Source organism: Janibacter sp. HTCC2649 (assembly GCF_000152705.1).
Taxonomy (GTDB): Bacteria; Actinomycetota; Actinomycetes; order Actinomycetales; family Dermatophilaceae; genus Knoellia.
Genome location: NZ_CH672413.1, coordinates 68,296 through 82,013, shown reverse-complemented (window position 1 = coordinate 82,013; position 13,718 = coordinate 68,296). Strand labels below are relative to the sequence as shown.

The window sequence follows — 13,718 nt, the reverse complement described above, 5'->3', positions numbered from 1 at the left end:
CCGGCGGGAGGGTCCAAGTCAGGGTCCAGGTCAGGGCTGACGACGCCCCAGTGACCACGCCGGGGCCTCGTCGAGCGACCCCTCGGCGACGCGCGTGAAGACGAGCCGGTCGTGCAGACGGTTGGTGCGTCCGCCCCAGAACTCGACCTCGTCGCACGCGATCCGGTAGCCGCCCCAGAAGTCGGGAACGGGGACGTCGTCGACGTTGCCCCGGTCGGGCCACCGGGCGGCATACGTTGCGTATGCCGTTTCAAGCTCGGCTCTCGAGGTGGCCGGCTCCGACTGGCGTGATGCCCACGCCGAGATCCGTGAGCCCCACGGTCGCGACCCGAAGTAGTCGGTGACCTCTTCGCGCTCCAGCAGCACGGCGCTGCCCCGGAAGCGGATGGCGCGAAACATCGAGGGCCACGTGAGCGAAGCCGCGATGCCAGAGTTGCCTGAGAGCTCAATCCCCTTGGCGGACAACGTGTTTGTGAGGAAGCCCGGGCCACGCTCGTCGAAGAACCGCATGAGCACTGTGCGAACGTTGGGTATGCCGTGGGCGTCGACCGTGGCCACCGAGAGCGCGTGCGGCTCGGGCACATCGGCCTGGGCGCGGGAGCGCTCAACGGCTTCGTCGACCCAGAGCGTGGCCTGCTGCCACGGGGTCGCGGCGACCTCCTCTTCGGAGAGCCCGGTGCCGGTGTAGTCGATGCGCGTCACGTCGTTCATGTCCTTGACCCTAGGCCGGTCGGACGAGCTGTCGAGGGCGCGGTCCCATCAGCGCAGCGTCTGGGTCCCGATGACGGAGAGGAGCTGGAGCTTCTCGTAGCTCTCGCTGCCAGGGGCCGCGGTGTAGACGAGCAGCATGTGCGACTGGTTCGGATCGAGCAGGGTCTGGCAGGTCAGTTCCAGGACCCCGAGTTCGGGGTGGACGAAATGCTTCACCTGGCGCGGCCGCAGGCCGACCTCGTGCTCGTTCCACACCTGCCGGAACTCCTCGCTCCGGGCAAGGAGGAGCTCGGCGAGCTCGGCCGCCCGCGACCCCGGGCCACGCAGCGTCGCCATCTCGCGCAGACCCGAAGCCCACATGCGGGTGAGGAACGCGCGGTCCTCTTCGGCATAGAGCAGCCGGGTGGTGGGGTCCGTGAACCAGCGGTAGCCGATGGCTCGCTCCGGACCCGTGTATGCCGTCAGGTCACCGGTGAGGGCGACGCCCAGTTCCGTCTGTCGCAGGGTCTCGCCGAGCTCGGTGACGATCTCGGCAGGGGTGTCGTGCAAGCGGTCGAAGATGCGGAGCAGTCCGGGGCTGATGTGCTCGCTGGCGGGGCCGCGCACCGGCGGGGTGTGGCCGGCGAGCCGGAACAGGTGGTCGCGCTCGTCGAGCGAGAGGTGCAGGCCCTGGGCAATGGAGGCGATCATCTGCTCGGAGGGCTGTGGACCGCGTTCTCGTTCGATGCGCGAGTAGTAGTCGGTCGACATGTGGGCGAGCAACGCGACCTCCTCGCGTCGCAGACCGCTGGTCCGGCGGCGCTGCCCACGCGGGAGGCCGACGTCCTCGGGCTGCAACGACTCGCGGCGTCGGCGCAGGAACTCCGCCATGCCGGTGCGGTCGATGATCATCTGACTCCTTCGTGGGTGCGCTCCCTTTCTACCGGCTTCGCGGACGGGCAGCCACGGCCCGCCGATCCCCCTCTGGGCCGATCCGCTCTGGACCACCGTCGTCCAGAAACTGCGCTCCGTAGAGGGGGATCCACGGTCCCTGAATAACGAGGCCGACTTCGGCCACTCTGGTGGAACGACGTCCCCGACCAGGAGTGACCACATGCCACGCACCACGATCGACATCACCCTCCCCGACCTGTCCGGCAAGCGCGCCGTCGTCACGGGCGCCAGCGACGGGATGGGCCTGAGGATCGCCGCGCGACTGGCAGCGGCAGGCGCCGAGGTGATCATGCCGGTCCGCAACAGGAGCAAGGGCGACGCAGCGATCACGCAGATCACGCAGGCGAATCCAAGCGCGAACCTGTCGCTGCGCGACCTCGACCTCTCCTCGTTGGCCTCGGTGGCCGCTCTCGGCGAGACCCTGGGCGAGGAGGGGCGACCGATCCACCTCCTCATCAACAACGCCGGCGTGATGACACCGCCGGAGCGCCAGACAACCGCCGACGGCTTTGAGCTCCAGTTCGGGTCCAACCACCTCGGCCACTTCGCGCTCGTGGCCCACCTCCTGCCCCTTCTTCGCGAAGGTCAGGCCCGGGTGACCTCACAGATCAGCATCGCGGCCAACCGTGGCGCCATGAACTGGGACGACCTGAACTGGGAGAAGTCCTACGACGGCATGAAGGCCTACAGCCAGTCCAAGATCGCCTTCGGGTTGTTCGGCCTCGAACTGGATCGACGCAGCAAGGCCCAGGGTTGGGGCATCAGCAGCAACCTCTCGCACCCGGGCGTCGCTCCGACGAACCTCCTCGCCGCTCGCCCGGAGCTGGGCCGCGCCAAGGACACCGTGGGTCGCCGAATCGTCCGGGCCCTGTCCGAGAAGGGCGTGCTCCTGGGGACCGTGGACAGCGCCGCGCTCCCGGCCCTCATGGCTGCGACCGACCCCCAAGCCACGTCGGGCGTGCTCTACGGGCCTCGCGGTCTCGGCCACTTGGGCGGTGCGCCCGCCGAGCAGTCGATGTACTCCCGCCTGGTGAGCACCGCTGATGCTCAGCGCAACTGGGAGGTCTCGGAGCGGCTGACCGGGACGTACTTCCCGACGGCCTGACGAGGGCTGCCGGACAAGCCAGCGGGCGGCCCGCGCCGTCAGGTCGTTGCAGGGACGGTTCGACCGGCGAAGGCGGCGAGGCGGTCGTGGACCGATGCGTCGGACGTCGCCTCCACCTCGGGTCCAAACGCACCCTTGCGGTTGTCTGGCGTGAGGTTCGCGCTCATGAACGAGAGCGCGTGCTCGGCCACGTCGTCGTCGAGGGCCGTGTCGCTCCCGATCGAGGTCGCGATGTCCCAGCCGTGCACGGCGAACTCGGGGATCGCGGCATCGGACGACCCACCGGACTGGTCGGCGCGGACCTGCTCAAGCAACGTCTCGGCTCCGGCGCGGAAGTCCCCTGCTGGGTCGTCGCCGAGCTCGGGCGGGTTGGCCCAGTCGACGTCCTTGCCAGCGAACATCGAGACGAAGTTCTGGGGTGAAGCCACGACGTGGCGGACGAGGTCAGCGACCTTCCAGTCCTCGCAGGTCGACGGCGAGTCGTAGTGCTCCGGCGAGACCTCGGAGATCAGACCCGCGGTCTGGTCGAGAGCGCGCTCGAGGAGTGTGCCGGCGTCGGGCTGGGCGTTCATGGTGCACCTTCCGTGGACGATGGACTGGCAGTTGCGACGCTACCGATCCCTGCCGACAACCACGCCGCAGGGACCTCAGCAATCCTCCGAGCCAGGCCAACTCCCGGGTAGCGTCGCCGACACCATGCCGATCCACAGCTTCCACCTCGCGACCGTCCCGCCGATGACAGCGGCCCGAGCCCTTTTCCGTGAGCCCAACGGCCCCTCTGACGGCGGGGTCCCCGGACTCACCCACATCGAGCACCTCTCCCTGATGCGACTCGGCGCCCCGGCGATCTCCCTCGAGCGCCTCCGACTGAGACGTCTCGCAGTCTTTGCCCAGTGGGAGTCCGAGCAAGCGCTCGACGACTACCTGGGCACGCACCCGCTCGGCCGGCACCTGGCCGACGGTTGGCACGTCCGCCTGGAGTTCGTCCGCCGGTGGGGCGCCGTCACGGGGCTGCACCGACTCCCCCTCAACGCCAGTGCGATGGACCCCGATGAACCCGTCGTCGCCGTCACGCTCGCGCACCTCAAGCTGCCCCAGGTCCGTCGCTTCTTCCACTGGGGTCGTCCCGTCGAGCAGCTCGTCCGCGACTCCCCCGGCACGACCCTCGCCCTCGCCGCGATCCGTCCGCCGCGCACGTTCTCCACGTTCAGCGTCTGGAACTCGGTGCGCGAGATGCGCGCCATGGTCGAGGGCCACGGCACGAGTCACGCACCGCAGCGCCATGCCACCGCGATGGCCGAACGCGAGCGTGAAGACTTCCACACCGAATTCACGACGCTGCGCTTCCGCCCCGTGTCCGAACACGGTGAGTGGGAAGGTCGTCGCGGCATCGTCCCGACGTCCTGAGCGGTCGCCCCGACGAACCACGGCGTATGCCGTTCAGCCCGGTTCGCCGGTCAACTGGCCACGAGCTCGGCACTGGCCAGAGCCTCGTTGGGCACGGCATACAACTCGTCGCCGACCCTGACCTGGCTGCGGGTCAGGAACGCCGCCTCGACCTCGCCGATGGCACCGTTCATCGGCCCAGCGGCCACGATCCGCACGTACGAGCCGATCGGGAAGTTCGACACCCGTGCTGGCACCGCCCGAGGGACCGGACGAGCAGGGACCTCACCGCGCGCCGCGATGACGCGGTCGAGCTCCTCGCGGTAAGCCTCACCCATGTCGACCCGCCGCCCCTGGTAGGTCCAGGTCAGCAGGGCCGTGGCGTCGAACTCGGGGCTGCACGTCAGGCAGCTCATCACCCGCCCGGGTCGGCGATGCCGCGAGTACGCATGACCCTGGGGGCACTCGCCACGCCACGGTCCCTCGACGCTCGGGGCGCTCGTCGACAGGGTGCGCTCTCCGGAGCAGCCGATGGCCATCGCCTTGGCACGCCACACGTCGTCGTGCCCGTGGGAGGGTCCGACGAGGGCGTGTGCGATCTCGTGCAGGATCGTGTCGCGCACCTCGACCTCGTCGTGAAGGCGAGTCAGCGGAGCGCTGAGGGAGATCGTGCGGCCGGCAAAGCGGCATACGCCGGCTCTGGTCTTGGCGCGGTCGGTCGTGATGCTCCAGTGCTCCAGCCCGTGCTCCCGCAGCAGGCGGCGCCCGAGTGCGAGTGCCGGTGTGATCTCCATGTCCCAAGGAAACCAGCCACCACTGACAGCCCCCTCGACGCTCTCCCAGCCCGTTCTCAGCAGTGGCGTATAAGGTTTGTGCAACCCTGTATCGAGGAGATGGCGATGGCGACCCGCGACGACACGCACGTGAAGACCGACCGCTGGGACGGGCGCGCACGGCGCACGCTCGCCCACGCTCTGCGGTCGCGGGTTGCCGGTGACGATGCAGCCGCCAAGGCCGCGGTCATCTGGGGCACGGAGGGTGAGCGCTGGTTCACCCCCGACGATCCGATCTGGCGAGTCCATGCCGACGCCGCGATGTTTCCCGGCGGCATCCGTGCCCTCCTGCTGCAGTCCCTCCACCCGCTGGCCATGGCCGGCGTCGCGGGACACTCGGGCTTCAAGGGCGACCCATGGGGACGGCTGCAACGGACGAGTGAGTTCCTCGCGACGACGACGTTCGGCACGATCGAGCATGCCGACGTCCTGATCGACCGAGTGCGCAGGATCCACGAAAGGGTGCGCGGCAAGGCAGCCGACGGTCGACCGTATGCAGCGAGCGACCCGCACCTGCTCAGGTGGGTCCACGTCACCGAGGTGGACAGCTTCCTCACCTCGTTCCAGCGGTATGCCGCACAGCCGCTGAGTGACACCGAGGCCGACCTCTACGTCGAGCAGAGTGCGATCGTGGCGCGGCGCCTGGGTGTCATCGACCCGCCGCTGACGACGGAAGCCCTTGCGGCGACCATCGATGCGTACCGCCCAGAGCTCCAATCCACTCCCGAAGCCCGGGAGGCTGCTCGGTTCCTCCTGCTGCACCCGCCACTGCCTGCTCTCGCCCGCCCGGGGTATTCCGCCCTCGCCGCGGGCGCCGTGTCATTGCTCCCTCGCTGGGCGCGGTGGCCGCTGCGCCTGCCTTGGCTGCCCGTGACCGAGCGACTGCTCGGCCAGCCGCTGGGCGGGGCCGCCACGTCAGCAGTGAGGTGGGCGATGACCGATCCACAGGACGTGCGCACCGTAGCGATCGCCGATCGAGCGGGATGACAGCCGCCCAACACACGCCCTAGGTCCGGTAGTCGCCCTGGATCCACTTCAGCACTGTCGTCGCGAGCGGCGAGAAGACCGTGTCGACGCTCATCCCGTTGCTGATGCCCGACCACCCGTGTTCCTCCCCGGGCATCGCGACGTAGCGCTTGTGCGCCGCCGGGCTCGCCGCGACCGCCGCCTTGAGCACCGTCGCCTCGATCCCGGTGTCCGCATCAGCGGCTGAGACGAGCAGTGGCACCGTCGTCGCCTTGGCGGCCGTCACCGCATCGGGCACGCCCTCCCACTCCGACGGTCCGGAGAGATTGACGATCGCGTCCGCGCCGGCCTTCTCGCCGACGCCCATCGCCAGCACGCCCCCCAGCGACGCACCGACGACGGTGACCTTGGTGGCGCCACGGCTGCGTGCGAAATCCACCCCGGCCTTGACCTGCGCCGTCCAGTCCTTGAGGAGCGCCTCGTCACAGGTGGATTGGCCGTAGTTGCAGACGTCGAGCATGACGACATTGATGCCCTGCCCAGCGAGCCACTGACCGTAGGTCGCCCACCCACAGAACCCCGCGCCAGACGTCTGGTGCAGCAGCACGACACCCACACTTCCCTCCCCCAGGACGCCCGCGCTGAGCGTCCCACCCGGTGCCGGAATCTGGACGACGTCACCCTTGGCCGGGATCTTGCAGCGCGCCTCGACCGTCTTGGGGATGGACCGCGACGGCGACGGAGCAGCCGTGAGTTGCGCGCTCGATGGAGCGTCGCCGCCAGGCGTGCTGCCCGCCCCACACCCCGACACGGCGAGCACCGTCGCCACCATCACCCAGCCCCATCGCTTCATATGTCAACATTGACATATGAAGCGCGAGGAGTCCACGGGAAACCTCGGATTTGCTCTGCTCGGTCTTCTCGCCCGATCGCCGAGCACGGGCTACGACCTGGCGCGCCGGATGGAGCGGCCGGTCGGATACTTCTGGAGTGCCCACCACGGCCAGATCTATCCCGAACTGGCGCGACTGGAGGCGCGAGGCTTCGTGCGCCACACCGTCATCGAGGGCGCCGGCCCACGACCGACCAAGAGGTATGCCGTGAGCGCACGTGGTCGAACAGCGTTGCGTGAGTGGGTGGTTGGCGAACTCGAACCCCAGCCCGTCCGGGACCTCGAGACCTTGCGACTCTGGAACATGTGGCTGCTGGACCGAGATGCTGCATTGGACCTGGTTGCCGAGGCACGGGCGGGCCACGCAGAACGCCTGGCGGCCTACGAGGTCGAGTTGGCCGAGCTGGCCGGCGATCCGGGGGCCGTTGATCCGAGCCACCCGAACTTCGCCAGCGCGTTGACCCTTGAGGGGGGCGTGCGCACACGGCGCGCCGCCGTCGAGTGGTGCGACTGGATGCGTGCTCGCCTCGAGGCTGCCCACCGCTGACCCCCTCAGACATCACGGCCGGACGTCACCATCCGACAGATGGGTCAGGCGACCTCGTCCCACAGGGCAGCGTCTTCGTCCCACCGGGCATCGTCAGCCACGCTCGCGAGGTGTTCGGCTTCGAGTTCGTCGGCAAGATCGAGCAGCTCGGACTCAGGGATGGCATGCTCCCATCCCTCGGACGGGGCGGTATCGAGTCGGCGACGACGCTGTTTCGCAGCGTCCCGCTCCCGAGCTCGGGCCCATTCGGCCTGTCGCTCGGGCAGATGTCGGTCATAGCTGCCCGGGCTCAGGTCCCAGGTGACGGATCGACCGTGTTCGTCGGGCGGATGCACGCTCGCGATGAGGCGACTGTCGTGGACCTGGGTGTGGTGACGCTGGCAGAGCAGCGCCGCGTTGCTGAGGTCCGAAGGGCCGCCATCCACCCAGTGCACGACGTGGTGCGCCTGCGTCCAGGCCGCTGGCGCGGTGCATCCCGGGAAGGTGCACTGACCATCCCGGTGCCAGAGGAACCGGCGCTGCCCCAAGGTGAACAGGCGCGTCACGCGGCCCAGATCGGCGACTTCGCCGTCCGCGCCGAGCACCACGGGGATGACGTCCGCGTCGCAGGCCAGCTGGCGCACGACCGACGGGGCGAGCATGGTCTGCCTCGCCCGCGAACCGATCACGGCACCACTCCCCTGGCCGCCCTCGACACCCGCCAGCCCTGCCAACAGGTCCGCAAGCGTGACGGTCACGTGCACGACGGTGGCGGCGGCACCCGGATCCTTGTGGGCACCCTCCACAGAAGCGGCACCCGTCAGCACAGCATCGAGGGCTTCCACCCGCCGCTGGCCCGCGCAGCGCAGATCGGCCTCGCCGGTGTCGGGGTTGGGTGCCGGCTTCGACAGCGGCCCGATCGCAGCCTCGAGCCGCGTCGCCTGGGCTGGAGTCATCGCCATTCGGTATTCGGTCACGTCCCCGTCCGCAACGATCGGGCTGGACAGGAACGCTCCTGGGCGCAGTCGCTTCTGCTTGTCGTCGAACTCGCCCTCCACGCCGTACTTCGCCAGCAGTCTCGGACGGATCTTGCGCGCCTCGGCCGGGCCCCACTCGACTCCGTGGTCGAGGATCGCCTTGGCCACGGTCGGCACGGCCTCCTCCGTGAGCAGGTCCTTCATCCGGGCCACTTCCCGCAGCGCCGTGAGAGCCAGCCCCGCACTCACCTCACCCGAGACCACGCGGTCCCACACGATCCCCTCCGGCGCGTTCTCGTCCGCAAAGGCACCGCCTCGCGGGCCACCCCGCGACCACAACCCGACCGGGGTCGACGCCGCCGCCTCCTGAGCGAGCTGGGCCACCTGCCCCGCGCCACCCTGACGCAAGGACGGGGCGTGCTCACGCACCCACGAGTGCACCGAACCAACTCCTCGCCGAGCCGATGCGAACTCGCCCCGATGGCACGCCTCTGCCGTGACGCGCACCTGCGCCGCCGCGGCCTGCGACTTCACCTCGTCGGCCAGAGTCATCAGCTCGGCGAGATCAGTGGCACTGAGCGAGGAGAGGACATCGCCCACGCCCGCCAGCCCGTCACGAGCAGCGTTCAGCACCCCACGCAATGGCGTGACGGGAGCCTGCTGCTGCTCGTCCATCGATCCCTCCTCCAACGACTGATCTCAAACCTATCGGCAGCCACTGACAGTGCCGCTGTCAAAGCCACCACCGAGCGAATCCCGCACTCCCCCAGCCGAACTCACGACCAACCCACCCGGCCTCGAGCCACTGAAGAACGCTCACCAGCCAACCTAGACGTGACCACTGACAGCCAACTCACGACGCGATCCATCGACCTGTGCCACGTTGGATCCCATGCGATCCGCCGAACCCTCCACGAGCCCGAGAACCAACCCTCGGCCCCTGGTCATCACCTCGGCAGTCGCGCTCATCTCCGTCGTCCTCTTCACTGCAGCCCTTGCCTTCGGCTGGCTCGGCCCCGACGCTGGCCGGGGCGGCAGCTTCTGCGAGGCAGCCCGCGACGCACTCGTCAAGCAGCCGGCCAACACGTTCAGCAACCTCGGCTTCGTCGTCGCCGGGCTCGCCGCCGCCTGGCACGTCTCCCGCCGCGGAAGCGGCACGATGAGCGCAAGCCTGGGGACGGCATACGCCGTCTTGGTTGTGCTCCTTGGTCCCGGAAGCGCGGCGATGCACGCATCGCAAAGCGCGCTGGGCGGCCACCTCGACGTCTACAGCATGTATCTGCTCGCGTCGTTCGTCATGGCGTATGCCGCCGCGCGCCTCCTTGCACTCCCGGCCGCCGGATTTGCTGTGCTCTTCGTCGCGTCGCTCGGGGTGTGCACCGTCGCGGAGTTCACGTCGGCGGATGTGCCGGTGGTCATGACCATGGGCAACGCGCTCTTTGCTGCGTTGCTGCTCGCGGGGCTCGTGATGGAGGTCGTGCTGCGGATGCGCGGTGGCACCCGTCTCGACCTGAGATGGGGAATCGCCTCTGTCGCAACGCTTCTCGTGGCATTCGCGATCTGGAACACCGGCAAGGACGGCGGACCGCTCTGCGAACCGCACTCGCTGCTCCAGCCGCATGCGGCGTGGCACCTGCTTGATGCGCTGGCTGCGTGGCTGCTCTTCCGCTACTACGTGAGCAAGCGGCCCAGCTGGGGATAACTCTGCGATCGATTGCGCGATTTTCGCCAGACTCCCCTGTCATGACTTCGAAGCGCCTGTATGCCGTTGCCGCCCTCGTGCTTTCCACTGCCCTGCCGCTGGGCGCCTGTTCACCGGACCCCTCGAACGATGGATCAGGTTCGCCGGCCTCAGCGACGCGGTCGTCCGCCTCGGCAACCCCGCGCGCCATCCGCCTGTCCGTGGAGGAGGCCAAGGCGGTGGCCCTCTTGGGCCAACGTGCCACTGGTTCTGTGTATCCGAATGCTCCCCGTAAGGAGCCGATTGATTGGAAGGTGTGTGGTAAGCAGTTGAAGACACCGGCCGCGTCCACGTGGCTTTCCTATGTGACCGCGGAACCCGAGGGCCACGACATTCCGGCCGAGGAACTCGCGAAGGTTGACGTGGGTGGCGCCTTCTCATCGGTCGCACTGCTCCCGGACACTGCCGCCCAAGCCGCCCTGGACGCCAACCTCAAGGCCTGGTCGACCGCCTGTCCGGACAAGGACGGCCCGGTCGATCCGGTTGCCCTCAAGGTCGATGACGCCGACTCGATCATGGCCTTCGGGCAGTCCAAGCCCAAGGCCAGCGCGCCCAACAAGTACCTGTCCATCGCCATGGCGCGCATAGGCAACGCCCAGATCATTTGCTGGCTCGAAGGCAAGGACGCGGCGACAGCGAACGCTGCTGCGGCCACGTGCATGAAGGACATGGTCGGCGGTGCCAACGCGATCACAGACCTACGCTCGGCGCCGAATCTGTCGGGGGCCAAGACGTTGTTGGCGAGCGTCGTGGCGCAACCCGATGCCGCGAGTGAGGTGACGTTCGACGACACCCTCAAGGTGCAGCGTCCTTGCGGGGCGATGCCTGGCGAGTTCATGGGCTCCGGCTCGGGTGCCGTCGACGCAACGTTCAGACCCGCAGGCACGGACCTGTATGAGCGTGCGACGGCATCGGCGGGCGTGCTCGCCATGACGGACGCAGCTGCTGCCAAGGCAAAAGTCGCTCAGGCACAGCAGACCTTCGGGAAGTGCTCTGGCTCTTATGAGTACAAGCACGGGCCGAAGAAGGTTCCAGCACAGGTTCTCGGCGTCAAGGCGATCGCTATCGGAGACGGCGGCTTCGCCATCACCGACGAGATCCGCTTCTCCGGCCAGAAGCCCGAGCAGGGCTACACGGCCATCTTCAGCATCGGGCCTTTCGTCGTTCAGGTCGACCAGTGGCAGGCGGGCCAGGGCGAGATCATCGCGGAAGCGATCGCAAGCGCTGCGCGCTGACTCGCCTCCGCTCCTCAGCGCCTGACCGGCCGTAGGGTCAGGACATGCCAGACAGTTCCCGGGTTGCGGTCTACCTCGACTTCGACAACATGGTCATCTCCCGCTACGACAACCTGCACGGCAACAACTCGTGGCGCAATGACAACGCACGGGACCATCGCCCCGGTGGGGGCGATGCCACGGACACGCGCCTCGCACAGGCGGAGGTCGACCTCGGCGCGATCATCGACTACGCGTCGTCGTTCGGGACGGTGGCGCTGACCAGGGCGTACGCCGACTGGTCGGTGCCGGCCAACGCGGCCTACAAGCACCAGCTCATCGACCGCGCCGTCGACCTGGTCCAGCTCTTCGCCACATCGGGGACGAAGAACGGCGCGGACATCCGACTGTCGATCGACGCAGTCAACGACCTGGTGGATCACAAGGACCTGACGCACGTTGTCATCGTCGCTGGGGACTCCGACTACATCGCGCTGGCGCAACGCTGCCGGCGGATGGGGCGGTTCGTCGTCGGGATCGGGGTGACCGGCTCGACGAGTCGGGCACTGGTCGCGGCGTGTGACGAGTTCAGTGACTATGGCGATCTCCCAGGTGTGAGGACCGTGGTTCCGCCCAAGAAGGTTGAGGTGGTTGCCGCGCCAGCGCAGGCAGTGGCGACGAAGAAGGCTCCCGCCAAGAAGGCTGCCGCTGCGAAGAAGGCTGCTCCGCCCGTGGTCAAGACACTGACCAAAGCAGAGAAGGCTGCTGAGCGTGCGACCGAGCTGCTGGTCCGGGCGATTCGGGTTGGCGCCGAGAAGAGCGATGACGGTTGGTTGCAGGCCTCGTCGGTGAAGCAACAGATGCAGCGGATGGACTCGACGTTCAAGGAGAAGTCGCTGGGGTACTCCACGTTCAAGGCCTTCATCGAGGCGCGCGGCGACGTCGCGGAGATCAAGTCCAAGGACAGCGGACAGTGGACGGTCCGGCTTCGCTGACTCACACCTGGGGATAACTCTGCGGTCGGTTTCGCGATTTTCGCGAGACTCCGTGCATGACTTCGAAGCGCGCGTATGCCGTTGCCGCCCTTGCCCTTTCGGCTTCCCTTCCGCTGAGCGCCTGTTCGCAAGCGGGGTCGGCAGAAGGCGAGGCCAAGCCCAGAGCCAGCACGCCGGCATACACGCAGCCTGCATACGAGGTGACGCACGAACAGTTGCGGGCAGTCGCAGTGGTGGGCGCTCGCCTCATCGAAACGTCACCGTCGGTCACGACGAAGGACGACGCGGTGATGGTGGGCTTTTGCGATGACTCCTACAACGGGGCGAAGGGCCGGTCGTGGTTCGCGACCGACGAAGTGTCGGAGCCTTCCGAGGGCCTGCCAGCTGAATTGGCCGGCAATGAGTCCACGCAGATTGGCTGGACCTTCACGGCCACCACGCTCCTGGACGAGTCACCGTCAGCGGCTCATCTGGTGGACGAACGCATACGCGAGTGGTCGACCTGCCAGCCGAAGGACGACACCCCACTCACGACGCAGAAGGTGACTGTCGCGGGTGCTGCGGCGTCAGTCGTGCGAACACAAGAGGTGAGGGGTGTCTCCGCGTGGAACGCCCACGCAGCGTCGGGTGTGGCTCGAGTCGAGAATGCGTTGGTGTCGTGCACCATCAACGCCCGCACGGCCAAGCTGGCCCTTGCCATGACAACGTCCTGCCTGACTGAGATGGCTCAGGCTGTCCCGTTCGCCGCCGGACGCGATGTCGCCTTGACCAAGGCCAATCGAGTGGTCGCCGCCAAGATGCTCCTCGCACGTGCCGCAGCGAAGAGTCAGACGGTCACCGTGAGGACCACGGGTGCCACAACGCCGTGTGAGACCTCGAAGAGCACTTTCCTGCCCGCGGGATCTGCGTTCGCCCTCCTGGAGACGGTCCCTCCAGAGGTCGACGATCCGGCCAAAGCCGAGTTCCCTCAGATCCTCGGGGTGCTCATGTCCGAACGCGTCGCGGATGTGGCCGCCGCCAGGGCCAAGGTGGCTGCCGCGCGCAAGACTTTTGGGGGGTGCAAGGGAAGTTTCACTCGAGGTGCCGAGCCGTACGTGTCGACCGGCAAGATCACCGGCGTCGCCCGGTCACCTGTGGGCGACGGTGGGTTCACGATCACGAGCACCTCACTCTTTCCGGGTCAGAAGAAGCCAGAGGTCGTCAACGAGTACATCTTCAGCGTGGGCGCCTACGTCGTCGAGATGACCGGCACGTCGCCCAGGAGCGCGCAGGCCATCGCCGCGCAGCTCAAGGTGGTGGCGGGATCGTGACCCGGTTCACCCGTGCTCTCAAGTGGCGAAACTCGCCGATTTCTCTACTCTGGATGGCAAGACACGATGCCTCGCGCTCTCTCGAGTGGGTGCCTGGCACCGGACGACGGAGGGGTTCCGAACGATGAA

Annotated in this window: 14 protein-coding genes; 8 read left to right on the top strand and 6 right to left on the bottom strand. The window is 68.0% G+C overall.

Going from position 1 to position 13,718, the window contains the following annotated elements; all coding sequences use genetic code 11:
- Nucleotides 1-30 precede the first annotated feature (30 nt).
- Nucleotides 31-711: a pyridoxamine 5'-phosphate oxidase gene (pdxH, locus tag JNB_RS00445; protein WP_009774405.1), complete on the bottom strand. Its 681-nt coding sequence runs from the start codon at nucleotides 709-711 to the stop codon at nucleotides 31-33.
- Between the two features lie 48 nt (nucleotides 712-759).
- A complete protein-coding gene (locus JNB_RS00440; RefSeq protein WP_040884030.1) occupies nucleotides 760-1,599 on the bottom strand; it encodes a helix-turn-helix transcriptional regulator in 840 nt (279 codons plus the stop codon).
- Nucleotides 1,600-1,804: 205 nt separating this feature from the next.
- Between JNB_RS00440 and JNB_RS00435 the strand changes: the two genes are divergently transcribed.
- Nucleotides 1,805-2,749, top strand: a complete 945-nt coding sequence (locus tag JNB_RS00435) for an SDR family oxidoreductase (protein ID WP_009774403.1) — start codon at nucleotides 1,805-1,807, stop codon at nucleotides 2,747-2,749.
- A gap of 38 nt (nucleotides 2,750-2,787) precedes the next feature.
- Here JNB_RS00435 and JNB_RS00430 read toward each other — a convergent pair whose 3' ends face one another.
- On the bottom strand, nucleotides 2,788-3,321 hold the full coding sequence (locus tag JNB_RS00430) for a TIGR03086 family metal-binding protein (RefSeq protein ID WP_009774402.1): 534 nt from the start codon (nucleotides 3,319-3,321) through the stop codon (nucleotides 2,788-2,790).
- Nucleotides 3,322-3,445: 124 nt separating this feature from the next.
- Here JNB_RS00430 and JNB_RS00425 point away from each other — a divergent pair, with 124 nt between their 5' ends.
- Nucleotides 3,446-4,156 carry a hypothetical protein gene (locus tag JNB_RS00425; protein ID WP_040884029.1) on the top strand — a complete coding sequence of 237 codons (711 nt, stop codon included), beginning with the start codon at nucleotides 3,446-3,448 and terminating at the stop codon, nucleotides 4,154-4,156.
- A gap of 50 nt (nucleotides 4,157-4,206) precedes the next feature.
- Here JNB_RS00425 and JNB_RS00420 read toward each other — a convergent pair whose 3' ends face one another.
- Nucleotides 4,207-4,929: a SprT-like domain-containing protein gene (locus JNB_RS00420; protein WP_009774400.1), complete on the bottom strand. Its 723-nt coding sequence runs from the start codon at nucleotides 4,927-4,929 to the stop codon at nucleotides 4,207-4,209.
- A 99-nt stretch (nucleotides 4,930-5,028) separates the two neighbouring features.
- On the opposite strand from JNB_RS00420, the gene JNB_RS00415 reads away from it, so the two are divergent.
- On the top strand, nucleotides 5,029-5,955 hold the full coding sequence (locus JNB_RS00415; protein ID WP_009774399.1) for an oxygenase MpaB family protein: 927 nt from the start codon (nucleotides 5,029-5,031) through the stop codon (nucleotides 5,953-5,955).
- A gap of 19 nt (nucleotides 5,956-5,974) precedes the next feature.
- On the opposite strand, the gene JNB_RS00410 is transcribed toward JNB_RS00415, so the two are convergent.
- A complete protein-coding gene (locus JNB_RS00410) occupies nucleotides 5,975-6,787 on the bottom strand; it encodes a S9 family peptidase (protein ID WP_009774398.1) in 813 nt (270 codons plus the stop codon).
- A gap of 16 nt (nucleotides 6,788-6,803) precedes the next feature.
- Here JNB_RS00410 and JNB_RS00405 point away from each other — a divergent pair, with 16 nt between their 5' ends.
- Nucleotides 6,804-7,373, top strand: a complete 570-nt coding sequence (locus JNB_RS00405) for a PadR family transcriptional regulator (protein WP_009774397.1) — start codon at nucleotides 6,804-6,806, stop codon at nucleotides 7,371-7,373.
- Nucleotides 7,374-7,417: 44 nt separating this feature from the next.
- Here the strand turns inward: JNB_RS00405 and JNB_RS20180 are convergent, their stop codons facing one another.
- On the bottom strand, nucleotides 7,418-9,004 hold the full coding sequence (locus tag JNB_RS20180; protein ID WP_009774396.1) for an HNH endonuclease signature motif containing protein: 1,587 nt from the start codon (nucleotides 9,002-9,004) through the stop codon (nucleotides 7,418-7,420).
- A 217-nt stretch (nucleotides 9,005-9,221) separates the two neighbouring features.
- Between JNB_RS20180 and JNB_RS00395 the strand changes: the two genes are divergently transcribed.
- The 4 genes from JNB_RS00395 to JNB_RS00380 are packed head-to-tail and all read left to right on the top strand — an operon-like array spanning nucleotide 9,222 to nucleotide 13,589.
- Complete coding sequence (locus JNB_RS00395) at nucleotides 9,222-10,031, top strand: ceramidase domain-containing protein (RefSeq protein WP_009774395.1); 810 nt, start codon at nucleotides 9,222-9,224, stop codon at nucleotides 10,029-10,031.
- 41 nt (nucleotides 10,032-10,072) lie between these two features.
- Complete coding sequence (locus JNB_RS00390; protein WP_158306106.1) at nucleotides 10,073-11,305, top strand: hypothetical protein; 1,233 nt, start codon at nucleotides 10,073-10,075, stop codon at nucleotides 11,303-11,305.
- A 44-nt stretch (nucleotides 11,306-11,349) separates the two neighbouring features.
- Nucleotides 11,350-12,279 (top strand): NYN domain-containing protein, encoded by a 930-nt coding sequence (locus JNB_RS00385; protein ID WP_009774393.1) that lies wholly within the window; start codon nucleotides 11,350-11,352, stop codon nucleotides 12,277-12,279.
- 56 nt (nucleotides 12,280-12,335) lie between these two features.
- A complete protein-coding gene (locus JNB_RS00380) occupies nucleotides 12,336-13,589 on the top strand; it encodes a hypothetical protein (RefSeq protein WP_148232256.1) in 1,254 nt (417 codons plus the stop codon).
- Nucleotides 13,590-13,718 lie beyond the last annotated feature (129 nt).

What these genes read in the sequence shown, in the direction of transcription:
- pdxH (WP_009774405.1), bottom strand. Translation starts at nt 711, where the DNA reads ATGAACGACGTGACGCGCATCGACTACACCGGCACCGGGCTCTCCGAA.
- JNB_RS00435 (WP_009774403.1), top strand. Translation starts at nt 1,805, where the DNA reads ATGCCACGCACCACGATCGACATCACCCTCCCCGACCTGTCCGGCAAG.
- JNB_RS00430 (WP_009774402.1), bottom strand. Translation starts at nt 3,321, where the DNA reads ATGAACGCCCAGCCCGACGCCGGCACACTCCTCGAGCGCGCTCTCGAC.
- JNB_RS00425 (WP_040884029.1), top strand. Translation starts at nt 3,446, where the DNA reads ATGCCGATCCACAGCTTCCACCTCGCGACCGTCCCGCCGATGACAGCG.
- JNB_RS00420 (WP_009774400.1), bottom strand. Translation starts at nt 4,929, where the DNA reads ATGGAGATCACACCGGCACTCGCACTCGGGCGCCGCCTGCTGCGGGAG.
- JNB_RS00415 (WP_009774399.1), top strand. Translation starts at nt 5,029, where the DNA reads ATGGCGATGGCGACCCGCGACGACACGCACGTGAAGACCGACCGCTGG.
- JNB_RS00410 (WP_009774398.1), bottom strand. Translation starts at nt 6,787, where the DNA reads ATGAAGCGATGGGGCTGGGTGATGGTGGCGACGGTGCTCGCCGTGTCG.
- JNB_RS00405 (WP_009774397.1), top strand. Translation starts at nt 6,804, where the DNA reads ATGAAGCGCGAGGAGTCCACGGGAAACCTCGGATTTGCTCTGCTCGGT.
- JNB_RS20180 (WP_009774396.1), bottom strand. Translation starts at nt 9,004, where the DNA reads ATGGACGAGCAGCAGCAGGCTCCCGTCACGCCATTGCGTGGGGTGCTG.
- JNB_RS00395 (WP_009774395.1), top strand. Translation starts at nt 9,222, where the DNA reads ATGCGATCCGCCGAACCCTCCACGAGCCCGAGAACCAACCCTCGGCCC.
- JNB_RS00390 (WP_158306106.1), top strand. Translation starts at nt 10,073, where the DNA reads ATGACTTCGAAGCGCCTGTATGCCGTTGCCGCCCTCGTGCTTTCCACT.
- JNB_RS00385 (WP_009774393.1), top strand. Translation starts at nt 11,350, where the DNA reads ATGCCAGACAGTTCCCGGGTTGCGGTCTACCTCGACTTCGACAACATG.
- JNB_RS00380 (WP_148232256.1), top strand. Translation starts at nt 12,336, where the DNA reads ATGACTTCGAAGCGCGCGTATGCCGTTGCCGCCCTTGCCCTTTCGGCT.